Origin of the sequence: Paenibacillus lentus (genome assembly GCF_003931855.1) — a bacterium.
Lineage (GTDB): Bacteria > Bacillota > Bacilli > Paenibacillales > Paenibacillaceae > Fontibacillus > Fontibacillus lentus.
Genome location: NZ_CP034248.1, coordinates 881631 through 907754 on the forward strand (window position 1 = coordinate 881631; position 26124 = coordinate 907754).

Consider the following 26124-nt stretch of genomic DNA (forward strand, 5'->3'; position numbering starts at 1 on the left):
TCCATAGGCAATCGACCGCCTCCGGTTCTCTTGAACACCCAGATTAAAGCACTGCGCCGCCCTTAAGCTCCGTATTTACCGCCGTGCGCATTTCATCAATGTCGAAAGGCTTGGTAAAATGTCTCAATGCGCCGAGCTCTGTCGCTTCTTTGATCATATCCAGCTCGCCATAAGCCGTCATCATAATCACTTTAATGGCCGGATTGACCTCCTTGATATGCTTCAATATCTCTAATCCATCCATACCAGGGATCTTCATGTCGAGAAGCACCAGATCTGGCGAATCACTGCGGACGATTTCCAAAGCCATTTTGCCGTTGGCAGCTTGGAACGTCTTATAACCTTCGCTGCTGAACACTTCCATCAATAAAATACGGATTCCGTTCTGATCATCGACAATTAACACTTTCTTCTCTTCCACTGAGACACCCTCCTACAAGTCTAACCCTTGTAATTCCTATAGGTATAATTCGCCTCGATTTAGGAAAACCCTTCTAATTTGGTAAAAAGATACTGAAAAACATTCGCATTTTCCTTCAGTTAGGAAATTGCGAATGTTTTGTAGAGAAAGCTGTTTCAAATCGATCAAATCCATCCTAAAAAAATTAGGAATTATGCGTGATCGAAGCCTTAACGAACTCACGGAATAACGGCTGTGGCCGGTTCGGGCGCGATGTAAATTCAGGATGGAATTGAACGGCCAAGAACCATGGATGCTCAGGAAGCTCAACGATCTCGACCAGGCGGCCATCCGGAGATGTCCCTGAAATGCGAAGACCTGCAGCCTCAAGCTGTTCACGATAGTTATTGTTGAATTCATAACGATGACGGTGTCTTTCTTGTACTTCATCAGCTTTGTAGCATTGCGCTGCCAGAGAACCCGGTTCAAGCTTGCACGGATACAGGCCGAGACGCATCGTGCCACCCAAATCCTCGATATCCTTTTGCTCAGGCAGAAGATCGATAACTGGATGCGGAGTAGCTGGATTAATTTCCGAGCTATTAGCACCCTCCAAACCTGCCAATGAACGAGCAGCTTCAATCACAGCCACCTGCATACCTAGACAAATTCCAAAGAATGGAACTTTATGTTCACGAGCATAACGAATCGTCGTAATTTTGCCTTCGATGCCACGATCTCCAAACCCTCCAGGCACAAGAATACCTCCGACGCCCTTCAATTGCTCAGCGACGTTATCGGGGGTAATGTCTTCCGCGTTTACCCAACGCACCTTCACTTCGGCATTATTATCGAACCCAGCATGGGACAGCGACTCAACGACACTCAAATACGCATCATGCAGCGCTACGTATTTACCGACAATCGCAATCTCAACTGTCTTCTCCAGCTTGTTAATCCGCTCCACAAGCTTTTCCCATTCACTCATATCAGGTGCCGGAGCATTTAGTTTCAAATGATTAACGACGATTTCATCCAGACCTTCCTCTTGAAGATTAAGAGGAATTTCATACAACGTATCCGCATCGCGACATTCTACAACCGCATTGGCATCGATATCGCAGAAGAGAGCGATTTTCGCCTTCATGTCCTCGGACAGCTCATACTCCGTGCGGCATACGATCACATTCGGCTGAATGCCGATGCTGCGAAGCTCTTTGACGCTATGCTGGGTCGGCTTCGTTTTTACTTCACCGGCAGCCTTAATATATGGAATAAGTGTTACGTGAATGTACATGACATTGTCGCGGCCAACATCGCTCTTGATTTGACGGATCGCTTCTAGGAATGGCAAACTCTCGATATCGCCCACCGTTCCGCCGATCTCCGTAATGACCACATCCGATCCCGTCTCGCGGCCAGCCACGAATACACGCTCTTTGATTTCGTTCGTTATATGCGGAATAACTTGAACCGTTCCGCCGAGGTATTCCCCGCGGCGCTCCTTGCCGATGACGGAGGAGTAGACTTTACCTGTCGTAATGTTGCTGTTTTTGGATAGATTGATGTCGATAAAGCGTTCATAGTGACCAAGGTCGAGGTCTGTCTCGGCCCCATCGTCCGTGACGAACACTTCTCCATGCTGGTAAGGACTCATCGTACCCGGATCCACGTTGATGTAAGGATCGAATTTCTGGATCGTTACCTTTAAACCTCTATTTTTAAGCAGCCTACCGAGTGAAGCGGCCGTAATCCCTTTTCCGAGAGAGGATACAACCCCGCCTGTTACGAAAATATATTTTGCCACAGTCTAAAAACCTCCTACATAATAGTCCAGAAATTCAGGCGACTCAGATCATAGCGTAACCCAATAGCTCTCGAATCATAGCTAAAAAAGGTATAAAAAAACAAAAAAGTGACACCCGAATAGGTCGGGGCACTTTTTCTAATTTAGAACGTATTTATAGGTTTGAATCATAAGCCCATGCAATAGTTTACCCGTTCGCCACTCCCCTGTCAAGTAAAGAAGAGAGCATTTCAGGAGGTTACATTTTCGGCAATATTATGCAAACCCACAAGGTGATCAGCCACCTTATTTATCCTCGAATTCCTCTTCTTCCTCATCCGAGCTCTCATCGTCTTCATCAAGCTCTTCGTCAGCAAGTAGCGAATCATCTTCAACCTCATCGACTTCTTCGTCGTCTTCGTCCGAGAACAGCTCATCTTGGTCTTCTCCATCGATGGCGTCAAAATCTTCGTCCTCTTCAGTGAAGCTGTCTTCCTCGTCGGTAAAGTCTTCATCCTCCAAGTCGTCGTCGTCATCGTTAATGATGCGCGGACGCTTCGCATTCGCCACAGGATCCTCAGACTTCTCAATCGGGTACCAGCGCTTCAAGCCCCACAGGTTGGTGCCGACGCAAGCAAATCGTCCGTCGATGTTAATCTCCGTATACAATTGAGCAATAGCTTCATTAATCTCTTCCTCCGACATATTGCGGATCTTAGCTACCTCGCTCATCAGGTCGCGGTAATAATACGGTGTATTCGCCGCTTTTAAAATCAAAAAGGCCAAGTCAACCATCGGAATTTCATGAACTTTCTCCGGGTCGATTTTCAAATTAAGTGGGGTACTCACCAGGCGGACACTTCCTCTCACGCAAAGTTCAGAATATAGGTATCCGAAATCAAGTTGTAAATTGATTCCTTAACTAACATATCCATATCACACATAAGTAAAACCTATTTGGCATTAGTATGTCAAGTTTAATAGTCTGGTCAAGTGCATCCATAACGACTAACCTTTATAAACCGTAAAATATTCGCCTAATTTAAAAAGACGGGAACGAATTGTTCACCGCCTTCTGACTGTATCCTATCCGAAAAAAGTCTTTTTTCGGATCGGTCATGAAGGCTCCGAAGAACCCTCCCTCCATCCTATGTGTGTATTTATCCTTTGACACGCAACTTGGAGGCCAATCCTCATATTTCTTAACTTTTCTAAAAAGTAAGAATTTGTCGGCAATGGGCATAATAACACCTAAGTAAATGAAGATGACCTTTGAAGCGACTCCTCGAAGCCTGTATGCCCATTTCCTTGGTACTGGGTCACTTCCCCACTCCCGGTCAACAGTGCCATCATAATATACTCCAACACGCTAACTCAGGAGGATATTATGTATGGACTACGCCAAATTACTGCGCTTGTTGAGTAACTCCATCGACACCTCCGGAAAAAGCGGGCGGCATATCGTCCGCTTCTTGCAGCCAGACCATTATAACGAGTGCCTCAGTCAGTTGTTAAAGTATCGGCGTATATATCCTGCGCTTCGGTCAATTCGCTCATCATCCTTGCTCCAAGCCCTGTTTTGTTCTCTAAGGTATCCCGATTCTACATTTTTCGAGGAGCTTGGACTGCTTGTCGAAAGTGATTCCACGATCAGCGTTCATTCATCGGCTTCCTCTTCGAAAGAACGCGCCACCGATATCCCCTGGGGCGTCAAGCGTATCGGAGCCCCCGAGGTGTGGTCCGTTTCAACGGGATACCGCATCCGTATAGGCGTCATTGATACTGGAGCAGATTATAGTCACCCCGATTTACGTTATTCTCTGGGCCGCGGCATCCATTTATTGAATCGGGCCAGCCTACCTCACGATGATAACGGGCATGGCACTCATATCGCCGGAACGATCGCAGCAGCTGGCGGAGCACAAGGAATGATCGGCGTTGCCCCTCGTTCATTAATATATCCTGTCAAAGCATTTGATCACAATGGATCAGCATTCGTCTCCGACATTATTCTCGGGATCGACTGGTGCGTCAGAAGCCGCATGAATATTATTAACATGAGCTTCGGTATGAAATCGACAAGTCAAGCACTCAAAAATGTTGTAAGAAAAGCAAATGAGGCCGGCATTGTCATTGTCGCCTCTTCAGGAAACGACAAAAAGCAGCGTACCGCCGATTACCCGGCGAAATATGCCCAGACCATTTCAGTCGGAGCTACCAACCGCGACGGAAAAATTGCCTCTTTCAGTAATTCAGGGCCTTACATCGACATTTACGCCCCTGGAGAAAAAATAACGTCCTCCTGGCTCGGTGGAGGGCATCGGGAGATGAGCGGTACATCCATGGCGACATCCCATGTCAGCGGAGCTATCGCCCTGCTGCTCGCCGCCCGTCCGAATTTGACACCGGGCGAGATTAAGCGCCGCCTGCGCCGCACAGCCAGGCCGCTCTCCACGTCGCAGGCCCGTGCCCGTTCAAGGCCGGGCGAGGTGAGCGCGGTGCGTCTGCTGCGCGGCAAAATCGAGCGGCGCGGGCAGGGCTAGCATGCAGGCGTGCACGCGGGCAGGCGGCTCTGCGGGAGGCAGAAGCGGCGGCAGGCATGTAAAGCGGGAGGCCCCGCGTCAAGCCCGGCTGCACGGTAAGCTGGCTATCGACCGCTACCATAAAGCGAAAAAGCACCGCGCACGAGATGCGTGCGCAGTGCAACTTTTCGCTTGGTCGAGCCGCCAGCTACCAATGGCTGTGCTACATCCGTTCCGGCGCCGAGACGCCGATCAGCTTCAGCACATTGGCCAGTACCGTGCGAACGGCGCCTAGCAACGCCAGCCGCGCCGCCGTCTGCTCCGCGTCCTCCGTGATGACTCGCTCCGCTTTATAATAACTGTGGAACAGTGCTGCCAGCTCATACAAATAACGCACCAGGCGATGCGGGGCAAAGTTCTCGGCCGCTAGACCAATCTCCTCCGGCAGTTCTCCCAGCTTGCGCAGCAAATCGAACTCGTGCTCCGCAGTCAGCTTGCTCAGCTTCACATCCTGAATGGCAGGAATTTCAATCCCCTGCTCCTCGGCCTGACGGAAAATGCTGCAAATACGCGCATGCGCGTATTGAACGTAATAAACCGGATTCTCGTTGGAAGTAGAAATCGCGAGATCCATGTCGAAATCCAAATGCGAATCCATGCTCCGCATCGTAAAGAAATAGCGGATCGCGTCGACGCCGACCTCATCCATCAAATCGACCATCGTTACGGCCTTTCCTGTCCGCTTGGACATCTTCACCTTCTCGCCGTCCTGGAACAGGCTGACCATTTGTGCAATCAATACCGTCAGCTTATCAGGATCGTTGCCAAGGGCTTGCATAGCCGCCTTCACCCGCGGAATGTACCCGTGGTGGTCAGCCCCCCAGATGTTGATCATCCGATCGAAGCCGCGATCATATTTGTTGCGGTGATACGCAATGTCCGGCGTCAAATAAGTGTACGTGCCATCGTTCTTCACGAGCACGCGGTCTTTGTCGTCCCCGTACTCCGTGGATTTGAGCCATGTCGCTCCCTCCAGCTCATAAGTCTGTCCTTTAGAACGCAGCTCCTCCAGCGATTTCTCCACCTGCCCGTCGACATACAGGGAAGTCTCGCTAAACCACACATCGAAGCCTACCCGGAACCGATTCAGATCGCGTTTAATCTTATCTAGCTCTTTTTCCAACCCGTATTTGCGGAGGAATGCCTCTCTTTCCTCCGGTGGTAGGGACAAGAGCGCGTCACCCTTCTCAGCAACCAGTTCCTTCGCGAAGCCCTTGATATCCTCGCCATGATACCCGTCTTCCGGCATTTCCACGTCTTGACCCAGCTCCTGTAAGTATCTAGCCTCGATCGATTTCACGAGATTAGCGACCTGATTGCCGGCATCATTGATATAGTACTCCCGGGTGACCTCATACCCGGCGTAATCCAGCACATTACACAAAGCGTCTCCGACCGCCGCCCCGCGCGCATGACCTAAGTGAAGACTGCCCGTTGGATTAGCGCTAACGAACTCGACCTGCACCTTCTTGCCTTCCCCAAGCTTCACCCGGCCATAATTTTCACCCTGGGTATAAATCTGCTCCAACACAGGGTACAGATAACTTTTGCTAAGAAAAAAGTTAATAAACCCCGGGCCCGCAATCTCTGCCCGTTCAACCCCTGCTTGCTCATAATCGATATGCTTCAAGATTTCCTCCGCGATTTGACGAGGGTTTCTCTTGGCAATGCGCGTGAGTTGCATGGCAGCATTCGTTGCCAGATCTCCGTGCGCTTTATCCTTCGGCACTTCCAATACAATAGCGGGCACCTCATCGCGAGCTGCCAGATCTGCGGCCGCGATTGCGTTAAGAATCGCTTCCTTCACGGACTGATTGATTTGTTCTAAGGGATTAACTGTCATTTTAAACTTCCTCCTGTATATGTAGACTGATAATAAAGTGTCCGGTCACTTCTTCATGAACCAGCAGGTCATATTCCCAGGTCACAACGCCGTAGCAACCATCCAAGCGAGAGTCCAGCCTCTTCGTATCGGTAGATAAATTGAACCTCGTGTACGGGGATCTATAGAACCCCGGCAGCAGCCTCCCTTGCTGAAACGTCTGCTCGGACTCCACTTCGCCGTGACGCATGATTTTGAGCGCATCCTTCGATATTTTTACCGTAGCCCGCGTCGTACCGCCCGTTGGGCCTGGCTCAGGCTCGGTATATCTAATATATACGGCACTTCCCTTGATCAAGGATTCGCCCTTGATTCGCTGTTCTGATACCTCATCGCCCTGTCTGCTATTGATGACGATGATGGCTGGCTTCCAGTTAGGCACCCTATCCTCTCCATCCACATAGCCTGTTCTGCAACATTTTCTTATTGTACTACTATATCCAGTTCATCAGTGTAATTCAATGTTTTAGCAGCATCATATCTTCTATTCTAAACGAAAACACCCCTCTCGCGAGCGGTGTCTTCCCGTAAATATTCTCCAATTAGTATTCATACGACTAGAGCGGCTGAGTTAGTACCATATATTTAACCTTCGAATCATCAAAATAGAGATGAAATCGAAAGTAATCACCCACCCTATAGCTCCATTTGCCTGGCAGCTTTCTCGGGTCGGCATCAAGCTTATTATTAACCTCTGTCGTAGTTAAACCGACTTTGACTCCTCCCGGTGTCTCATGAGAGCCGCCACTGAAAATAATTTTGTTATTTAGCTGTATAATCCCGTCCTTGAATTTGCGAGCCTCTCTGACTTCACCGGTAGCATGATCGTAATAAGAAATTTCCCAGTCGGCTATCTCCGTTTTCAGGCGCTCTTCCCAATCGATGAATAAAAGATCGTCAACCGTAATCTGCTCCAATTCGATTCCCTGCGGCTCGCTCTGCTCTTCAAGCTGTTCCATTTCCAGCCGCGCTTTCTCCTCGAAGGTATCGTAAACGCCCAGCTCGGATTCAGGTCTGATCAGCCCGTGCATCAGCAGCAGCACCTGGTCATCGGCATAGTAGGCCTTGCCTGCTACTTCATAAGCGTTATTATCCATACTATAAGGCACTTCAATAACCCGCTGATTTGTTAAGTTGAATTGTAGGATGATCTGCTCCGACAAAGGAGATTCATCTGTTACTGCCGCTTGCATATCCGTGAACCGCAAAGACTGTAAGATCACATATTGACGCTCGGTCGGAACCTCTATTTTGATCCCGCTATGAATAACAGAGATGGAACTCACCTCTTCCTCTTTAATGGAACTCACCTCTTCCTCTTTAAATGGAAGATGATCGAGCAAGTAAAGGGAGTCTGCTTCTCCCATCTGATCCTCTTCTAATGGAGCTGGCTCCTGCCCTGAAGACTCTTCTTCCACCATCCGCTCAAAATTAACTGCTTCGTTTACCGCCGCATTCGTGGTTCTCAACAGCTTATCCTGTTCCTGCAGCTTAACGATCCCAATAATGAGAATCGCTGCCAGTGCAATCAAGACTCCCGCTAAAAAATAGCCTTTCCGATTGTTGTGATTGTTCATTTTTCCTCCTTAAGCTGCCCTGCATCGATATATTGTTCACTTACAAAGCGAAATCCTATAACGACATGCTTTAGTAAAGTAAATAATTGCAAACTAGAGTTGTGCCAAATCATACGCATTCGTTTATATGCTAAGTAAGTTATTCAAATTCCAAGTGATTAGACGCATTAAATGGGCAAAGGTTGCCATAAACTCTCACGCCCGAAATAAATTAGTTCCAAGGGCATACGACATACTATCGAGCAGGAAGGGGCAATTAACCACTAACCCCCGTCACACCACCGTACATGCGGGTCCGCATACGGCGATATGGACCGGCTACGATTCGTAACGCCAGCCCCATTCCGGACTTTCACCGTAGAGATGGCGCCCATACTGGGCGTACACAAAAAATACCCTGTCGCGATAGAACGCAACAAGGTATTTCATTTCTGAAGAAAAAATAATACATTCAATAAGCCTACTTTACGAAGCCAAGAAGCATCTCGCGAATCAGCTTGGCAGCCACGATTTGAGTCTGCTCAGTCGGGTCGTAAATCGGAGCTACCTCAACAAGGTCGCAGCCCACAACATTCACGTCAGATCTGGCGATCAAATGAATCGCTTCAAGCAGCTCTTTCGATGTGATTCCGCCTGCCTCGGCAGTTCCTGTGCCCGGGGCACAGGACGGATCGAGTACATCGATATCAATCGTAACGTACACCGGACGCGAGCCCATCTTCGGCAGCTCCATCTTCAGCGGCGCCGCCACCTCGAACGGGTGGAAATTGATATTCTGGCGGCCGTAAAGGAATTCTTCCTTCGAACCGGAACGGATTCCGAATTGGTAGATGTTCTTGCCGCCCATCAATTCAGCCGCTTTGCGAATCGGCGTAGAATGGGACAGCGGTTCGCCTTCATATTGATCGCGAAGATCAGCATGCGCATCAATATGAATCACGGCCAAATCTGGATACTTCTCGTACATGGCTTGGATCACTGGCCAACTGACCAGATGCTCTCCACCCAAACCGATGGGGAATTTATCATCTGCCAGCAGGCCGCGAACATAGTCGCCAATGACATCGAGACTGCGAGCTGCGTTACCGAAAGGCAGCAACAAATCACCCGCGTCAAAATAAACAGCATCCAAGATGTTTTTATCTAAATAAGGACTATATTCCTCAAGGCCGACAGAAGCTTGGCGAATGCGCGCGGGGCCAAACCGCGAGCCCGGACGATAGCTGACGGTGTAATCCATCGGCATCCCATAAATAACCGCTTTGGCGTCTTCATACGAATCCGAACTGCAAATAAAGACGTTTCCCGAATATGCCTGATCCAGTTTCATTGCGTGTTCCTCCTCCCTTTACTTCACGAGATCTTCTACGAACTTAGGCAGTACGAATGCGGCTTTGTGCAAACGCGGTGAGTAATACTTCGTATCGATTTCCGGAATTTGCGTCTCATCCACTTGAAGTGGGTCATGGATCTTGCTTCCCATCGTAAAGGTCCACAAGCCGCTCGGATACGTCGGAATATTAGCGGTATACACACGGACCACCGGGAAGATTTCCTTCACGTCTTTATTCACATTTCGAATTAAATCCGCTTTGAACCAAGGATTGTCGGTCTGCGCCACAAAAATGCCGTCATCCTTCAGCGCCTCATAAATCCCTTGATAGAAGCCGCGCTCAAACAATGGAGCAGCTGGACCTACAGGCTCCGTAGAGTCGACCATAATCACATCATATTTATTCTTGCTTTCTATAATATGCATATAGCCATCATTCACTTGAACCTCAACCCTCGGGTTGTCCAGTTCACTAGCGATTTCAGGCAAATACTTTTTTGAGTATTCAATCACTTTTCCGTCAATATCCACAAGAACAGCCTTCTCCACCTTCGGATGCTTCATAATTTCCCGAATTACGCCGCCATCACCGCCACCGACAACAAGCACATGCTTCGGATCTGGGTGTGTAAACAACGCCGGATGGGCCACCATCTCGTGGTATACGAATTCATCCTTTACCGTCGTCATGACCATATCGTCAAGCACGAGCATTCGTCCAAACTCTTCGGTATCAATGATCGCCAAATCTTGAAAATCCGTCTGTTCTCTCACCAATGTTTCCCGAATTTTTGCCGTAATGCCAAAGACGGGCGTTTGTTTCTCCGTAAACCACAATTCCATCGTATAACCCCTTCTTTCCCGTGAGAATAGTGTTTAGCCGTCATATTAACCCATACCGGAGGCCGGGGGCTGTCCAGATTCACTTCTTGCAAAGTTTCTCTTCCTATTGTACCAAACAAATTTGATAATAACACAAAATACGCACTGTTTGCGAGCGTTGGATTATGGCCCTACAGCTCGTTTAAGTCTGTGGATTTCACCGCAGTGTTTATAGTGTAATCATTGTCTTTGTGGTTCATTACGAGCAAAATGGACACAACGAATAGCGATGTTAATAGCCATTGCTTTTTCACCTCTATAGCCGCTAACTTAGCAGACATAATCACAGGTAGCAAAAAATCACTTTGGCTTATGCTATCGTGATTTTTATATTAAGTATCTTAGTATAAGGGCATATTTTCATATCATTACACCATCTATTGCATTTACAGAGAGCGTAAAACATCTTCGTATTATGAGATTAGCCACCTTATTCTGGTTAACCTCATTTTCATTTAAAATAGCTTTAGCCCGGTAGTACGATAAAATATGTGGGCAATCAGCCCGTTACACAAACTGTCCACCTGCTATTATGCAAACCATGATTAGGATGGTTGAGACATTGATCTCGAATAACATGTGAAGCTATGGACGTACAATGGTTAGTGGGATCCGGCAGCTTAACTGGACCGAGTATTTCCGTTGTATTCTAAACTGTTCGGTCAATTATTCTCTAAAACCTCACTTGAAATATATAGAAAATACCCACACCAGATAGCGTTCTAAGTGCGGGCCACTATGAACTAAAAATGTCTATTCATGCACAATGTAATCGGTCTCTCATTCTTCATGCCGCTCAAACAGTTTAGTCGTTGACTGCAGCCCTGTATAAGTCAAAGCATTTCTACTTATGATCAATTTACTGATAGAGTATCAAAGTCATCTTGCAGACCTTGAGCAAGCCATTAAAGAACAGACGGCTAATAACATTATATTAGCTGATTTGTGTAAATAGATGAATAGAAAAGGAAACTCTCGAAATGGCGGCTATACACGTACATTACACACCGAGTACGGAGATCTGATGATCACATTCCTAGAATCGCAATGGAGAGTTTAAGCAGCAAACCGTCGCTCCCTACAAACATCCAATGATACGCTGGAGGCCTTCGTCATTCACATATTTCAGAAAGGGGTGACGATGACGAGGATTGCCGACCTTATTGAGAAAATGTATGGACATCATTACAGTCCGTAGACCGTCCAAATATGACCAAAACGATGGTTAAACCCGTCGATGCCTCCACTACACGCAAGCTGGCGAAGCGTTATATTTGTGTGTATACCAATGCCACTTATGTTGCTGTGAAAGGGGATGTGGTATCTAAGGAAGCCGTCTATCTCGCGGTGGGATCCGTGAGGATCGCTCAAAAGAGGTATTAGCATACACCGTTGCTCGAGTCTGCCTACATGTAGAATGAACTGCTTCAGGACATTAAGGCACGGGGCACCGAAGAGATTCTGCCGTCATCTCGGATGGTTTAACGGGCATTGTATCCGCCATTGAACAGGTCTATCCTCAGGTGAGGTATCAGTCTTGCTGCGTCCATGTCGCACGCAGTATCCCATAAAGCTCGTGTAACCGACCGACTTGAGATATGTAATGACTATAAATACGTATATCGTGCTGAAAGCGAAAAACAAGGAAAAGCGGCTCTAGATAAGAGTTATGTACCAAGTGGAAATCCAGCTATCCTAAGGTTGTGAAATCTCTACAGGAATCCCCCATATCTTCACATTTTACAGCTTTCCAGAACCTATCTGGAGAAGCATATACTCTACGAATCTCATTGAGTCGTTCAACAAGCAAATCAAGAAATAAACCAAGTGCAAAGAGCAGAGCAGTTTCCAAATGAGGAACGTTGGAATAATTCTTGGTTGCTCAGTTTGAGAGCTACAATCACGTTTTGCAACCCGTTTCCACATTGGCTTTGATCAGGCGCATGCTGAACTTCAGGCTATGTTCACAACCACGGACTAAACAGAAACATCTACAAGTGATGGTTATTCTATTTACACAAAATCTTGACGTCACCCATTTACGATTAAATTCCATAATGATATATTAACTGTTGAGTAACCTAATAAATGGAGAGGATGGTTTAATGAGGAATACTAAGTTATTTTTTTCACTAAGCATCGCTGCAATCATTCTTCTTAGTTCTGTTGTTAGCGTCTCTGCAAAGAGTATTGATGATGTTTCAGCAATACCTTTTGATAGTTTCAAGTCAATTACACCTAACAATTCTACAATCTATGGTGGTATTGAATTAGAGAGGGACGAATTTGATAGAATATTTGAAAGTGATGAACCTATTTATTTAGGGAATGGATTATGGGCTGAAGAATTGTCATATGATGAGATGGTACAAAAAATTGCTAAAAATCGAAATATACCTACTACAAAAACATTAAGTACAAAAAGTGCAGAGGAACATACTTATTATGTGCATTTCTATCAACAATTTGAAGTTGGTGACACTGGTTGGTATCCACAATTAGATATATACGTTAAGTGCCAAGGGATATATAGAGACTTCGTAGGAATTGAAGATCTAAATCTGATTAGATCATATAATTATATTTCGAAGGTTGAAACAAATAAAAAAATCTATTGGGTTATAAATGGAGACTTTTATAATAACGGCACTACATCAACATCATTTGGTGGATCAGTTGGAATAGGGGATTATGCAGAGTTAAACTTTACTATTCAAAGTCAAAATAATCACTTTGGGTATGTATATAAGACTGGCTATATTCAAAATAGATAATTTTTAAGGAGATATACGTGATAAATACTATATTAAAAGGCATTGTGGGAGTTCTAACTGGTTGTATAATTCTATTTATTCCCAACTTCGTCGCTAATACTATGACTAATTCCCCTTATGAAGGTAGTTTTTATTCAATATTCTTTGTTACAAAGTGTATTTTTATGTTGCTAGGATTATTAATGATCTCATACGTTATCTGTTTCTTAATAAATAAAGAAAAGTAACAGAAACAGAATAAACATAAAGCACCCCATCATTAAATTGATAAAAAATGTAAGTCCCCTCAGTTCAATTCAATAGAACTGAGGGGACTTACATTTTTATTTATGCAGCTTCCAGAAACTCCGTCAGACGGTAAGCAATTTACACGATCTGTGTCGCTCGAATAATAGCCATCAGGTCTTCATCAGTGCTGTACCTCACTGGATTAAGCTTTCTACCTTAAATGTTCCAAAATCGTTTACAAAGCTGAATATCTCCCCCAAACTTTCCCATACTTAACAGTAACCGCATCGATTGTGAACACTACAACAATGACTGGAGGAGGCGACTATTAAGCTATGCATAGACTTGTTCGCAGCAACAGACAGGGCTCCCGGCGCGGTAAATTATTATTGCTGAAATTGCTGCTGGTCTGCGCTCTCATCGCGACTGTCGCCTTCGGGGCATTTTTATACTATTTACACCAATCCGACCTGCCCCTTGCTTACTCTGACCGGAACTCCCAGCTTCTCAGTCGCGAAGGGGAAGCGATCGCTGTCTTTTCCAGCACGGATCGAAGCCGCTCAAAAGTAACACTGGATCATATTTCGCCATATCTGATTCAGGCGACGCTAGCTGTGGAGGATCGGCAATTTTACGATCATTTCGGCTTTGATTTCAAAGGCATGGCCCGGGCCATCCTCGTCAATTTGCGGGAAATGAATAAAGTACAGGGAGCCAGCACATTGTCGCAGCAGCTCGCGCGTAATCTGTATTTATCCCATGAACGTACATGGTCACGAAAGATCAAGGAAGCGATGTACACAGCTCAGTTAGAAATGAAGCTGGAAAAGGATCAAATTCTGCAAATGTATCTCAACGAAATTTACTACGGACATGGTGCTTACGGCATCGAGGCAGCAGCCCAGATGTATTTCGGCAAAACTGCAGAGCAGCTTAGCCTGGCTGAAAGTGCCATGCTGGCAGGCGTGCCGAAGGGACCTACTTATTATTCTCCCTTTAATCAAATGAAGAATGCAAAGGATCGCCAGCGCCTTGTCCTCAACGCCATGGTGGAGACGGGACATATCACGGAACAGCAGGCGGAGCAGGCTTACGATGAAATCCTTCATTTCAAATCCCAAAAACTGCGGACGATCGGGGATAAAGCCCCTTATTTTCGCGACTACGTACGAAATGTCGTTATCAACGAGCTTGGTTTTGATGAAGGACTGCTTGAGCATGGCGGGCTTAACATATATACGACTCTGGATATGGAAGCTCAGGAGGCAGCCGAGCTTGCCGTTACTAACGAGCTCAAAGAATCCCCTGAGCTGGAGGCTGCCCTGATCTCCATCGATCCGCGCAGCGGCCATATCAAAGCCCTAGTCGGCGGAGTTAATTACAAACGAAGCCAGTATAATCATGTCTTTGCGACTGCCCGTCAGCCTGGCTCTACATTTAAACCGATCATGTACTTGTCCGCTCTGTCCTCCCGCAAGATGACGAGCGCCAGTAAGTTCACTAGCCAGCCGACTTTGTTCCATTATGATAATAATAGGAAAACTTACAGCCCCAAAAATTTCGGCGATAAATATTTGGGCGAGATCGATATGCGGCAGGCCATTGCCGCCTCGGATAATATCTATGCCGTCAATACGATACTGACGGTCGGGGCCGATCAGGTGATTGAACTCGGACGGCGGATGGGGATTTCGAGCCCAATGAGCGCGGTGCCTTCGCTCGCACTGGGCACATCACCCGTCAGCCCCTTTGAGATGGCGACAGCTTTCGGGGTAATCAGTAACCAAGGGAAACAGGTTAAACCCATTGCCGTCTTGAAAATTACAGATGACGAGGGACGCGTATTATATGAAGCTCCTTCATCCGCACCTGAGCAAGTCGTCGAGCCCGCCGCCGCTTATGTATTGACCCACTTGCTGGAGAGTGTATTCGAAGCCGGGGGAACCGGAAACCGGGTATCAGCGGATATTAAACGCCCAGTTGCCGGCAAAACGGGTACTACAAGTACCGATGCCTGGATGGTGGGATTCACTCCAGAGCTCTCCACGGCCGTCTGGGTCGGCTACGATAAGGGAAAAATGCTGGGTACGGCTGAATCACGGAAAGCGGCACCGATATTCGCCAAATACACTGAGAAAGCATTAGAGAAAGTGCCGCCGAAGATTTTCCCTATTCCTGACGGAGTCGTAAGTGTATATCTCGATCCCGCCACAGGGAAGCTTGCAACGGAAGATTGTCCGGATAAAAAACTGGAGGTATTCATCGAGGGAACCGAGCCGACGGAGGCCTGCGATGAGCATGGACACCAAGAGCCCGAGCCGGTTCCTGTTGAAAATAAACCCGAGACCCGTTCATGGTGGAGTGATCTGAAGCGCTGGTGGATGGACTAGCAATACGTCATGCTGTACCATGAGAATGACGTATAGATAAGGAGATCTTAAATCATGAGCCTAACACTGTCTCAATATCATGAAGGATCGCCGCTTCCCCCTGCATTCTATGAAATGACGGCTTTGGAAGCGGCTCCCCTGCTACTCGGGCATACGCTTGTACGTCGTACCGAGGAAGGGGATATTCGCTGCCGCATTGTAGAAACCGAGAGCTACGGAGGTGTTGAGGATAAAGGATGCCACGCCTATGGCGGGCGAAGAACAGCAAGAACTGAAGTGATGTTCGGTCGAGGCGGCATAGCCTACATTTACCTCATCTATGGCATGTACCATTGTCTGAATGTCGTTACTGGAGCAATCAATGATCCGCAAGCCGTATTGATTCGGGCCGTCGCGCCTCTGACCCCGGAAGATGAAACATTGATGCGCAAATATCGAAATACAGCGGTAAAAAAGCCGGTGGATTTATCCGGCGGCCCCGGCAAGCTATGTCGCGGACTACGTATCGATAAATCGCTGAACGGCCAATCCCTCCTAGAGCGGGGAGGCCCGTTATGGATTGAAGCCGGGCGACCGCTTACAAACGATGTTATCATGCAGTCGCCACGGATCAATATTGCCTATGCCGAGGAGTATGCTGCTAAGCCTTGGCGTTTCTTTTTACGAGATAATCCGTACGTTCCGCTTCTTGATAAAAATGTGACAGCATTTAAATAGTTAAGTCGAGAGCTTATGTATGATTTTTCATACACAATCTCCTTATTTGCATTAGTTATGCTGTTGTTGCTTGAAGATATTCCAACCCTTTTTCAAGAGTTTTCAGTCTCTTCTACATGCTCACGATAATTCACTCCCTTAAGCACGCCATTCCGGCGGCTTTTTTTCTTCTGCTACTTTACCCATTCACATTCAAGCAATCATTTGAATATTATAGCTAGCAGAAGTATACTATATTCAAACAATCAAACGAATGATTGAATGATTTTTCTTTATTTTTATTGGAGGTCTTTACCATATGACAAATTCCATTCCACTAGCTCAAACCGAAGTATGCGAGCAAGCTCACGTACACAAGGACATTACATCGGAGTTGCGTGAAAGCCTCAATGAGGAACTGATCGTTGGCATGGCGCAAATGTTCAAAGCGCTGTCCGATCCTAATCGGATGAAAATTGCCTACTTATTGCAGCAAAAGGAGGAGTTATGTGTATGTGATGTGGCCTCTATCCTCAACAGCTCGGTCGCTACAGCATCTCATCATTTACGTTTGCTAAAGCAAATGAACATTACCAAATCGCGCAAAGAAGGCAAGAACGTATTTTACTCCTTAAAGGACCATCACATCCAAATGCTAATTACAATGACGCTGGAGCACCAAAAGGAGAAGAATTGCCATGAATAAATCCCAACCTCAAGCTACTTCAGACAAAAGTCAGCCTGACTCCCAAATTGAATATCGTATTCAAGGTCTCTCCTGTGCGAATTGCGCCCGGGAAATGCAGGAGGAAATCCAGAAGCTCGAGCATGGGAAAAACGCCTCTATCCTTTACAACAGCGGCCGACTTCTCGTCTCCCCTAAAGTGGATCTTGCCCGTGTCAAAAAAATTCTCAAACGTGATGGGGCTACGCTAGTATCCCCGCTGGAACAGGGCAGTACCCTTGCTGCGGGGGGAGCCCCCCGCGGTAACCGACGTAGTGAACACAGTCACGCACATGGACATGGACATAACAACCTGCATGGACACGTGGCTCACAGGACCAGCGACGGGCACAGTCACGATGATGCACATCATCACGGCCATAGCCATGAACATGCCGGTAGCCGCTTAGGAAAATGGCTGCTTGGCATTGCTGCCGCTCTCTATTTAGCCACTTTCGTCCTGGATTCATTTATGCCGGATAGCGTCCTTATCCTCATGTATCTGTCATCGATTGCTATCAGTGGATATTCGACCTTTATTCGGGGTCTGCGCAACCTAACCCGTTTGAAATTCAATATGGATACGCTGATGACAGTAGCCATGGTTGGCGCTGTATTAATCGGGGAATGGAAGGAAGCTACGCTGGTTGCCATTTTATTCGGTCTGAATGAGCTTCTGGAAGGCTACGGAATGAGCCGAGCCCGCAAATCGATGGAGGCGCTGTTAAGCGCCGCTCCGAAGCAAGCCGTACTCATTACCAGCGATGGAGAATTAACGGTGCCCATTACCAGCCTGGAGGCCGGCGATAGAGTTCTCGTACGTGCAGGCGAGAAAATACCATCCGACGGAACGATTATGGAAGGACACAGTGCTGTAAATGAAGCGGCGATCACCGGCGAATCCATTCCCGTACCCAAAGAGCCGGGACATCACGTATTTGGCGGCAGTGTTAATACGGACGGTCTATTAAGAATACGGATCGATAAGGCCTACGAAGAGTCTTCCCTTGCGCGAATCATGCATCTGGTGCAGGAGGCGCAGGATACGAAGACACCGACAGAACTATTCATTGATAAATTCGCGAAATATTATACGCCTGCCATTATGATCATTGCCGCCCTAGTTGTGCTCGTTCCCCCTTTACTATTCGGACAATCGTGGATGAAATGGATCTACGAGGGACTGGCCATTCTCATTGTCGGGTGCCCGTGCGCTCTTGTGCTCTCTTCGCCCATCGCACTGGTCAGCGGTATGACAAGATGCGCGAGAAACGGAGTGCTTGTCAAAGGTGGCGTGCATTTAGAACAGCTCGGCAAAATCAACGCCGTTGCCTTCGATAAAACAGGCACCTTAACGATAGGTCTCCCTTCTGTCAGAAAGGAAATCGTGTACGATACAGATCACTTCCATCTCATCTCGGCAGCTATGGAGGCGGGCTCATTGCATCCGCTGGCTGAAGCCATCGTTCGTCAAGCCGAGTCACAGGGAATTCCAGTCGCATCTCTGCCTCAGCCTACCGAGCTCGTAACCCTTCCGGGTGTCGGCTTGTCTGCGGAAATCGAGGGCGTTCGTTATTGGGCCGGCAGTGAGGAATTATTAGAAAAAATAACACTTGAGGAGCACGCACGACAACAAGTCCTGTATGACCTCAATCAGCTCAAAACAGCAGGGCTCACTGTCGTTCTGATCGCAGATCACCACCATGTGCTTGGCTTATACGGACTAGCCGATGAGCTCAGACCAGAAAGCCCGAACGTCATTGCCGATTTGCATCGAAATGGCATCGTCCACACTGTCATGCTGACAGGCGATCACGCCGAATCTGCCACAACGATAGCAGCCCAAGCAGGCGTATCCGATTGGGCTGCCAGCCTGCTTCCTGAACAGAAGGTAGAACGGGTGCGCAAGCTGTCCGAGAGCTGGAATGTTGCCATGGTTGGAGACGGCATCAATGACGCCCCCGCGCTTGCAGCCTCGAATTTGGGGATCGCCATGGGGAAAGGCACCGATACCGCAGTAGAAACCGCCGATATTGTGCTCATGCAAGATCATCTCGGTAAGCTGCCCGGTGCCATAAAAGTGGCAAGGCAGGTAAATCGTGTTATTGTCTGGAATATCGGGATTTCGCTCACCCTGAAGCTGATTGCCTTGCTATTGACGATTCCAGGCTGGCTCACCCTCTGGATCGCCGTCATGTCCGATATGGGAGCTACCATCGTCGTAACGCTGCTCGGACTGACCGTCCTGCTAGGTAGAGACGCTCCAGCCCATCGCTCAGCAAGCTCCTCGTGAGTACAAGTAATTTAACTTTCTTTGTTAGCAAACAGAAGCACACGCTGGCCTAGAGATCTTTCTCTAAGTCGTCGTGTGCTTTTTGACTAGCCATTATCATATCAAAAAACAGCGATATCGCTTTTGCCACACGATTGATCGCTGTTCTGGTTTTACATTTTACTTCTGTGAGATTAGGACTCCAAAGCCGCCTTTAGCTCTGGCGAGGATTTCTCCCACCATTCTTCATTCGTTTCGATGAGCAGCTTTTTAAGGGCAGCCTTCTCTTGTGCTCCTAGCCCATCGAGAATTACTCTGCGCTTAAGGGCATAATCCATCTTGTTAACGTGATCGGCTAGTATCTTCCACCCGCGGCGTGCCTCTGTATCGATCCACATTTCGCATGCGGTCATTCCGCCGTAGAACTGTCCTGCTTCTGACGTGCGGTCTACAGCTACCCAGACGATCCATACCTGGCGACCATTCGGAACATCCTCCCGATTCGCCGAAAATTTGATCCCTTTCTCCACCTTGCTCTTAGCATGCATGGCACCGATATCGATGTATGCTTCATCTCCATCAATAATTACAGGCGACATACTGTTTAAGTCAATGGAGCCCGCTCCGAACCCTTTATGCTTGCTCTTATCGTCATTGCTAATAATATTCAAGGCAAATATCTTCTTACCCGTCTTCTTCGAAGTATCTTTATTATCCATAATTCCCTCCACCTGGCTTGTAGCGATCGCTATCATGGCTGAGAGCTGATCCCCAAGGCAGTTTTTACGTAATTTATTCCATTAGAACGGCTTGTTCATCCGACATATACATTAATTTTATTTTAGCTAATAATCTCCCGAATGCAAACATATACATGCTGTAGATGCTTGTCAACAGGAGGTATCCATGGAATGACCCGTCGAATTTTTATCATTAGTATTTCTATTTTTACTGTGTGTCTTCTAGGCGGTTCCATCATGTACATGCTTCTTAAAGACCACCAAATCGCTCCCTCATTCGCTCCCCAACCACAGGGCAATACCGCCGCAACAAAGGTCCCTGCTCCTCAGCCTGCAGAAAGCATCCAGCAGCCGACGGCAGAAATACTTAGTAATCGGGTTACAGAATACCATATTGACGTCAAGCTGAATGAACAAGAAGGGACGCTGACCGGCAACCAAACGCTAACCTGGACCCATCCCGGCAAAAAGACGCTGAATGAGCTGTATTTTCACCTATATCCTAACGCCTTCGCTTCTCCAGAAACCACCTTTATGAAGGAATCGGGCGGCCGCCTACGGGGTGACGTCATGCCCAAAGATGGCTGGGGCTCCATAGAGTTAACCGATATCCGCACGATGGATGGAATTTCCCTCCTGCACCGTGTTCAATATGTCCAGCCTGATGATGGCAATGTCAATGATAGAACACTAGCTAAAGTACGGCTGCCAATGTCGGTGCAAGGCGGCGAGACAATCACGCTCAAAATGGATTTCACCGTAAAGCTGCCCAAAATATTCGCACGGATGGGTACTGCCGGCGATTTTGTGATGGCTGGCCAATGGTTCCCGAAACTATCCGTATATGAACCTGCCTTCCGAAGGGGACGAAGCGCGGAGGGATGGAATTTGCACCAGTATCATGGAAACTCGGAGTTCTATTCAGACTTCGGCATATACAGCGTAAATATTGACGTGCCGAGCAAATACACGGTAGCGGCGACAGGGTTCCCTACCAAGCAAGCGGTACAGCGGGGCGATCGAAAAATCGTTCAATACTATGCCGATGATGTACATGATTTCGCCTGGGCAGCTTCACCCAACTTTGTATATGCAGAGGAACCCTTTTCAACGACGGAGGTTCCTGGGGTGCGCATTAAGTTGTATTTAGATCCAGCCCATGAAGATTTAAAGGATCGCTATTTTTATGCCGCCAAGGTTGCTTTGTCCAATTTCAGCAAATGGTATGGCAAGTACCCCTACTCCACTTTATCCATCGTGGTTCCTCCGGCTGAGGGAAATGGTGCAGGGGGAATGGAATATCCGACACTAATTACAGCATTTGGCGCGACCGGTGACTCCCCAGGCTATGACGAGCTGGAACGAACGGTAATTCATGAAATCGGGCATCAGTTTTTCTATGGGATGGTGGCCAATAATGAGTTTGAAGAAGCTTGGCTGGACGAAGCCTTTACCTCCTATGCCGAAGATCGTTTAATGGATCAAGAGTTTGGAATCACTACCAGGCTGCCCATCCAATCCGCATTCATTCATAATCCTAAGCCATTGACACAACCCTCTTGGGAATTTGGGACGGCGGACAATTATGCCAAAAATGTCTATCATCGCGGCAAGCTCGTTCTGCTGGATATTGAACGGAGAATCGGCAGCAAAACCATGAACCGCACTCTGTCCCTCTATGCTCGTAAATATCGCTTCAAACATCCTACCACAGCAGACTTCCAGCAGGTACTGGAGCAAACGACGGGGCGCTCCTGGAAAAAGTACTTTAACCAATATGTATACGGCGGAGAAATGGCGGACTATGCCATAGAGAACATCACTACCCTGGAAGTCCAACAAAACAATGAATTGTTGTACGAATCGATTGTAGATATCAAGCGAAAAGGCGGAACCCATCCGAAGGTTCCTCTTCTCTTCACCTTCCAAGACGGCCACACGATTCGAAAGGTATGGAACGGAGAGGAGGAGCAGGCACAATTAAAATTGCGCTATAAAGCCCCTCTCGCTTGGGCCATGATCGATCCGAACTATACGATAGTGCTGGAAAACAAGCACATTAACAATTACTTTAAAGCCAGCATTGATGAGAAGATCAGCACGCGCTCCAACGTCACAGTAACCAGGCTATTTGAAATGCTGATCAGCTCATTCCTGTGGTAGACCTACTCAGAGCGGTATTACTCACAAAACTAAGCTTAGGCTTACGAAGTAGTTTTGCTCGAGGCTTATTCAGAGGAGTACCGCTCACAAAACTTAGCTTAAGCTTACGAAGTAGTTTTGCTCGAGGCTTATTCAAAGGAGTACCGCTCACAAAACTTAGCTTAAGCTTACGAAGTAGTTTTGCTCGAGGCTTATTCAAAGGAGTACCGCTCACAAAACTTTTAGGAGGGAATGTCATGCCCTATATTCGCAATGGGTGGAGCAGCGTCAAAAGCCAGTTCCCCTCCGTCATCATTCTTTTTCTGTATCAGTTGCTGTGGGGAGTGTTTCTATATCGCCTAGTCAATACAGCTGTTATTCAAGTTCTGCACCGATTTCCAGATCCTCCACCCCATGAATTAAGCCGAATTTTGTTTCTAATCGAGGGACAGAGCAGGTTCTGGCAAACTCCCGAAGTTCACCATTACATATGGATCCTGTCCGGCATGGTCATGCTTCGACTGCTATTGACCCCTTTAATTCACGCTGGCATCTTATACGGACTGCTTCCAGCGGAAGAAAGGGCGGCTGGCCTCCCTCTATTCCGAGGCATGCAGAAATTCTGGAAGCCTGTGACTCTATTCTATTTTCTGGAGCTTATCTTAATTCTGATTCCCACCGTGTGGCTGCTGCCCAAAGTATACGCACCTCTGTCCCTCCTCCTCCAAGGAAGCAGTCATATCCCTACTTTCTTAATTACTACGGCTTATATCGTTGGCTGGCTTGGTTACAGCTGGTTTATTCGACAAAGCTTGCTATTCCTGCAGTTCGGCTATTTATTCAGACACAATCCCTGGCCATCCCTGCTCGTTTGCTGGAAGCATCTTATAACTGGTTTAGGAATCTCCGTCATTCTCGCAATTTCATGTTCTATAGTATTTATTCTATTCGGCACGATATCCTGGATCATGACCGGTCTCCTAGCGTTGATCCTACAGCAAGCTTACCCATTCTTTCGTAGTGTTCTCAAAATATGGAAAATATCCTCGCAATATTGCTTATGGCAACAAAAAAGTTAAATTTTCTTCATTTCTTTGGCTCCCTAGAGCCACAAGGCCTCCGCGCTTTTGCGGGGGCCTTATTCTATGCTTACTATATAATTCTCGCAAATTAACCATTGCCAAATGCTGCCTACCTTGTTACAATAACAACAGTACTTTTTAAGTAACAGTTTTGTAATCATTTCTGTCATCATTTACAAGATGTATGGCAGCATATCGAATAGGTTAAACATGGTGTTAAAATTACAGCCGAATTCCCTTCACCGGGGAAACGGGGGAACCACTTTGGGTGAATTGATCTCGCTTCAGAGGGATCATAGGGAACCTTCAAACCGAATCCTTAAGCTAACCTCGTAGGCATTGGAAGGAGCATAACTTCTTTGAAGAAAAAGTTGGCCGTTGCAGCAGTGAGTTTTTCCATTCTATTCTCATTAGGAGCTGGGAGCGCTTTCGCAGACTCCAAACTGGACACTACCATTCAGTCGGCTCTCGGCACGAAATACGTATCCGGCGGTACGACAACGGATGGCTTTGATTGTTCCGGATTTACCTCTTATGTATTCAAGAGTCTTGATATTAAGCTTCCCCGCACATCGGGATCCCAATATAATATGGGAACTGCCGTGAAGAAGGACGAACTCAAACCAGGTGACCTCGTATTCTTCAACACTTCTGGCAAGGGAGTATCCCATGTTGGTGTAATGGTTGATGGTGAAAGCTTTGCCCACGCTTCAACCAAAAAAGGTGTAATTATCAGCAAATTGAGTGAAGATTATTATGTCAAACGCTATGTCGGTGCCAAGCGCATCCTGAGCACAGACAAATACGAAGCTGTTGCTGTAGATAGTGAAGATCATGATGATGTAGAATAACATACGTCCAAAAACCTGCAAAGATTCCTCCCAGAATCGCCTGCAGGTTTTTTTATATTCAAATATACCGGATAACTTTACCAGTGTCTTTTCACATGGCTAAACTTGCAATAGATGGCGGCTTTTGATAGACTAACCAAAGAATAAGTAACAAACTTGTAATCATTATTGTAAAAGTTACGGGTGCGTACAACTGATAAGCCGAATTCCCAACACCCGGGAAGCGGGGGAACCATTTATGGGTGAATTGATCTCGCTTCAAAAGAGATGATAGGGGAACCTTCAACCGAACCCTTAAGCTAACCTCGCAGGCCTTGGAAGGAGTAATACAACTTGAGAAAGACATTGACAGCAGCGGCGACGAGCTTAGCCATTCTTTTTACGATGGGAGCAGCAAACGCTTACGCGGACTCGGACACAACATTGAACAAGACAGTTAAAGCAGTCTATGGCACGCCTTACAAATTCGGAGGAACGACGGCAAGCGGTTTCGATTGCTCCGGATTCACAAGTTACGTCTTCAAGAAGATGGGCGTTAAGCTGCCTCGCGTATCGTCGGCCCAGTACAAGCAGGGTACACCAGTTGCAAAGAATCAGCTGAAAGAAGGAGACCTCGTATTTTTTAATACGACTGGCAAAGGGGTATCTCATGTGGGCATATATATCGGTGACGGAAAGTTCGCCCATGCCTCTTCTTCCAAAGGAATTCGCACAGATAAGCTAAGTAACAGCTACTACAAAAAGCGTTACGTCGGTGCGAAACGGATTTTGAGCAAATACGGTTATTCTACCCATGCCGCTCAATCCTAATATTGCTATTTATTTGATGTTTACTGCCTCTTTGATACGCCGCGACGATTCCTGCTAGAATCGTCGCATTTTTTTTGTGATAAACCATCCTCTACTCCATTAACGAAACTTAAAAGAATAAGGTTGCATCTATACGCCTTTAGCACTATTTTCCTCCCTTGCAATAATACCGTTTTCATTATAATTCGATAAACATCCGGCACTAATCACATAACTCCAAAAAAAACAGCACCAATAGAGCCTTTACAATAAAATAAAATCCCGTTACAGTGATGGTAAAAAGATCGAGCCGGAAAAGTTCCATGGCACGGCATTTCCATTTGTACAAGGAGGCGCAAGATGGATAAACGAGATATTCAGTTTCACATCGTTCCTATGGAAGAACACCACGGGGAAGCAATCAGTACTTGGCGCTACGACTCCCCCTATGATATCTATAGCTGGCTGCCTTGGGAACAAATGAAAGCTCTTGATGTTGAATTCGGCAATCCTGTATTGCGGGCCGAGCAATATGTATCCGTGCTGGACGGGGAAGGCAATCTGGCCGGGTTCGCCCAGTATTTCCCTATGGAAAACATAACAAGGCTTGGAATTGGGATGAGGCCCGACTTATGCGGTCATGGATTAGGTAAGTCATTTGTATTAACGATTGTCAAAGAAGGGCAGCGACGCGCACCATCCAACGTCATCGATCTTGAAGTGCTTACCTGGAATACGCGGGCTATCCGAGCCTATCAGAAATCAGGTTTCGTCATAACCGACCTTTACGAGAAAATGACTCCTGGAGCTATATCCAAGCCTTACTATTGCATGGTATACCGTGGCGAACGATTATAGCATGGAGTTCAAGGAGTCTAAGGGCACCTGTAAGGCGTTCTCGGCTATTTTCATGCTATGAAACAGTCTTTTCTAGGAGAGACTGCACACCCCTTCCTGATGCGCTGTGAGAATGCTCATATATATTAAAAAATTT

General features: G+C 47.0%; 20 protein-coding genes, 1 pseudogene and 2 riboswitches. Of the genes and pseudogenes, 12 read left to right on the forward strand and 9 right to left on the reverse strand.

Annotated elements, in window-relative coordinates; all coding sequences use genetic code 11:
* Positions 1-43 precede the first annotated feature (43 nt).
* The 3 genes from EIM92_RS04060 to rpoE all read right to left on the reverse strand — a co-directional run bounded on the left by EIM92_RS04060 (position 44) and on the right by rpoE (position 3035).
* Entirely contained in the window at positions 44-421 is a 378-nt protein-coding gene (locus EIM92_RS04060) for a response regulator (RefSeq protein WP_125081589.1), read from the reverse strand.
* A 184-nt stretch (positions 422-605) separates the two neighbouring features.
* A complete protein-coding gene (locus EIM92_RS04065; RefSeq protein ID WP_125081590.1) occupies positions 606-2207 on the reverse strand; it encodes a CTP synthase in 1602 nt (533 codons plus the stop codon).
* A 285-nt stretch (positions 2208-2492) separates the two neighbouring features.
* Positions 2493-3035, reverse strand: coding sequence for a DNA-directed RNA polymerase subunit delta (gene rpoE / locus EIM92_RS04070; RefSeq protein WP_125081591.1), 543 nt, complete (start codon positions 3033-3035; stop codon positions 2493-2495).
* 542 nt (positions 3036-3577) lie between these two features.
* Here rpoE and EIM92_RS04075 point away from each other — a divergent pair.
* Positions 3578-4729, forward strand: a complete 1152-nt coding sequence (locus EIM92_RS04075) for a S8 family peptidase (protein ID WP_125081592.1) — start codon at positions 3578-3580, stop codon at positions 4727-4729.
* A 202-nt stretch (positions 4730-4931) separates the two neighbouring features.
* Here the strand turns inward: EIM92_RS04075 and argS are convergent, their stop codons facing one another.
* The 5 genes from argS to speE form a co-directional block, all read right to left on the reverse strand.
* Positions 4932-6611, reverse strand: a complete 1680-nt coding sequence (gene argS, locus EIM92_RS04080) for an arginine--tRNA ligase (protein ID WP_125081593.1) — start codon at positions 6609-6611, stop codon at positions 4932-4934.
* Between the two features lies 1 nt (position 6612).
* A complete protein-coding gene (locus EIM92_RS04085) occupies positions 6613-7032 on the reverse strand; it encodes a YwiB family protein (RefSeq protein ID WP_125081594.1) in 420 nt (139 codons plus the stop codon).
* A 175-nt stretch (positions 7033-7207) separates the two neighbouring features.
* Positions 7208-8227, reverse strand: a complete 1020-nt coding sequence (locus tag EIM92_RS04090) for a hypothetical protein (RefSeq protein ID WP_125081595.1) — start codon at positions 8225-8227, stop codon at positions 7208-7210.
* A gap of 460 nt (positions 8228-8687) precedes the next feature.
* Positions 8688-9557, reverse strand: coding sequence for an agmatinase (gene speB / locus EIM92_RS04095; RefSeq protein ID WP_125081596.1), 870 nt, complete (start codon positions 9555-9557; stop codon positions 8688-8690).
* Positions 9558-9575: 18 nt separating this feature from the next.
* Entirely contained in the window at positions 9576-10403 is an 828-nt protein-coding gene (speE, locus tag EIM92_RS04100) for a polyamine aminopropyltransferase (protein WP_125081597.1), read from the reverse strand.
* Positions 10404-11409: 1006 nt separating this feature from the next.
* Between speE and EIM92_RS24090 the strand changes: the two are divergent.
* The 6 genes and pseudogenes from EIM92_RS24090 to EIM92_RS04140 form a co-directional block, all read left to right on the forward strand.
* Positions 11410-12423, forward strand: a pseudogene (locus EIM92_RS24090) (IS256 family transposase); the annotation flags it as partial.
* Positions 12424-12547: 124 nt separating this feature from the next.
* Positions 12548-13216, forward strand: a complete 669-nt coding sequence (locus tag EIM92_RS04120) for a hypothetical protein (RefSeq protein WP_125081598.1) — start codon at positions 12548-12550, stop codon at positions 13214-13216.
* Positions 13217-13779: 563 nt separating this feature from the next.
* The gene (locus tag EIM92_RS04125) at positions 13780-15834 is read left to right on the forward strand and encodes a transglycosylase domain-containing protein (RefSeq protein ID WP_125081599.1); all 2055 of its coding nucleotides are present in this window, start codon (positions 13780-13782) and stop codon (positions 15832-15834) included.
* Between the two features lie 54 nt (positions 15835-15888).
* Positions 15889-16551: a DNA-3-methyladenine glycosylase gene (locus EIM92_RS04130; protein WP_125081600.1), complete on the forward strand. Its 663-nt coding sequence runs from the start codon at positions 15889-15891 to the stop codon at positions 16549-16551.
* Positions 16552-16849: 298 nt separating this feature from the next.
* Entirely contained in the window at positions 16850-17236 is a 387-nt protein-coding gene (locus tag EIM92_RS04135; protein WP_125081601.1) for an ArsR/SmtB family transcription factor, read from the forward strand.
* Positions 17229-19547 carry a heavy metal translocating P-type ATPase gene (locus tag EIM92_RS04140; RefSeq protein WP_125081602.1) on the forward strand — a complete coding sequence of 773 codons (2319 nt, stop codon included), beginning with the start codon at positions 17229-17231 and terminating at the stop codon, positions 19545-19547. Before EIM92_RS04135 ends, EIM92_RS04140 begins: the two co-directional genes overlap by 8 nt.
* A gap of 173 nt (positions 19548-19720) precedes the next feature.
* Here the strand turns inward: EIM92_RS04140 and EIM92_RS04145 are convergent, their stop codons facing one another.
* Positions 19721-20245, reverse strand: coding sequence for a YwhD family protein (locus tag EIM92_RS04145; RefSeq protein WP_125081603.1), 525 nt, complete (start codon positions 20243-20245; stop codon positions 19721-19723).
* Positions 20246-20437: 192 nt separating this feature from the next.
* Here EIM92_RS04145 and EIM92_RS04150 point away from each other — a divergent pair, with 192 nt between their 5' ends.
* The 5 genes from EIM92_RS04150 (at position 20438) to EIM92_RS04170 (ending at position 25988) form a co-directional block, all read left to right on the forward strand.
* Complete coding sequence (locus EIM92_RS04150) at positions 20438-22429, forward strand: M1 family metallopeptidase (protein ID WP_125081604.1); 1992 nt, start codon at positions 20438-20440, stop codon at positions 22427-22429.
* A gap of 236 nt (positions 22430-22665) precedes the next feature.
* Positions 22666-23487: a hypothetical protein gene (locus EIM92_RS04155; protein WP_125081605.1), complete on the forward strand. Its 822-nt coding sequence runs from the start codon at positions 22666-22668 to the stop codon at positions 23485-23487.
* A gap of 219 nt (positions 23488-23706) precedes the next feature.
* Positions 23707-23844, forward strand: a riboswitch (cyclic di-AMP (ydaO/yuaA leader).
* A gap of 5 nt (positions 23845-23849) precedes the next feature.
* A complete protein-coding gene (locus EIM92_RS04160; RefSeq protein ID WP_125081606.1) occupies positions 23850-24341 on the forward strand; it encodes a C40 family peptidase in 492 nt (163 codons plus the stop codon).
* Positions 24342-24530: 189 nt separating this feature from the next.
* Positions 24531-24670, forward strand: a riboswitch (cyclic di-AMP (ydaO/yuaA leader).
* A gap of 4 nt (positions 24671-24674) precedes the next feature.
* Positions 24675-25151, forward strand: a complete 477-nt coding sequence (locus tag EIM92_RS04165) for a C40 family peptidase (protein WP_125081607.1) — start codon at positions 24675-24677, stop codon at positions 25149-25151.
* A gap of 339 nt (positions 25152-25490) precedes the next feature.
* Complete coding sequence (locus tag EIM92_RS04170; RefSeq protein ID WP_125081608.1) at positions 25491-25988, forward strand: GNAT family N-acetyltransferase; 498 nt, start codon at positions 25491-25493, stop codon at positions 25986-25988.
* The last annotated feature ends 136 nt before the right edge of the window (positions 25989-26124 follow it).

Bases quoted from the DNA above. Each gene is read 5' to 3' on its own strand.
- EIM92_RS04075 (WP_125081592.1), top strand. From the start codon at position 3,578: ATGGACTACGCCAAATTACTGCGCTTGTTGAGTAACTCCATCGACACC.
- argS (WP_125081593.1), bottom strand. From the start codon at position 6,611: ATGACAGTTAATCCCTTAGAACAAATCAATCAGTCCGTGAAGGAAGCG.
- EIM92_RS04090 (WP_125081595.1), bottom strand. From the start codon at position 8,227: ATGAACAATCACAACAATCGGAAAGGCTATTTTTTAGCGGGAGTCTTG.
- speB (WP_125081596.1), bottom strand. From the start codon at position 9,557: ATGAAACTGGATCAGGCATATTCGGGAAACGTCTTTATTTGCAGTTCG.
- speE (WP_125081597.1), bottom strand. From the start codon at position 10,403: ATGGAATTGTGGTTTACGGAGAAACAAACGCCCGTCTTTGGCATTACG.
- EIM92_RS04120 (WP_125081598.1), top strand. From the start codon at position 12,548: ATGAGGAATACTAAGTTATTTTTTTCACTAAGCATCGCTGCAATCATT.
- EIM92_RS04125 (WP_125081599.1), top strand. From the start codon at position 13,780: ATGCATAGACTTGTTCGCAGCAACAGACAGGGCTCCCGGCGCGGTAAA.
- EIM92_RS04130 (WP_125081600.1), top strand. From the start codon at position 15,889: ATGAGCCTAACACTGTCTCAATATCATGAAGGATCGCCGCTTCCCCCT.
- EIM92_RS04135 (WP_125081601.1), top strand. From the start codon at position 16,850: ATGACAAATTCCATTCCACTAGCTCAAACCGAAGTATGCGAGCAAGCT.
- EIM92_RS04140 (WP_125081602.1), top strand. From the start codon at position 17,229: ATGAATAAATCCCAACCTCAAGCTACTTCAGACAAAAGTCAGCCTGAC.
- EIM92_RS04145 (WP_125081603.1), bottom strand. From the start codon at position 20,245: ATGGATAATAAAGATACTTCGAAGAAGACGGGTAAGAAGATATTTGCC.
- EIM92_RS04150 (WP_125081604.1), top strand. From the start codon at position 20,438: ATGACCCGTCGAATTTTTATCATTAGTATTTCTATTTTTACTGTGTGT.
- EIM92_RS04155 (WP_125081605.1), top strand. From the start codon at position 22,666: ATGCCCTATATTCGCAATGGGTGGAGCAGCGTCAAAAGCCAGTTCCCC.
- EIM92_RS04170 (WP_125081608.1), top strand. From the start codon at position 25,491: ATGGATAAACGAGATATTCAGTTTCACATCGTTCCTATGGAAGAACAC.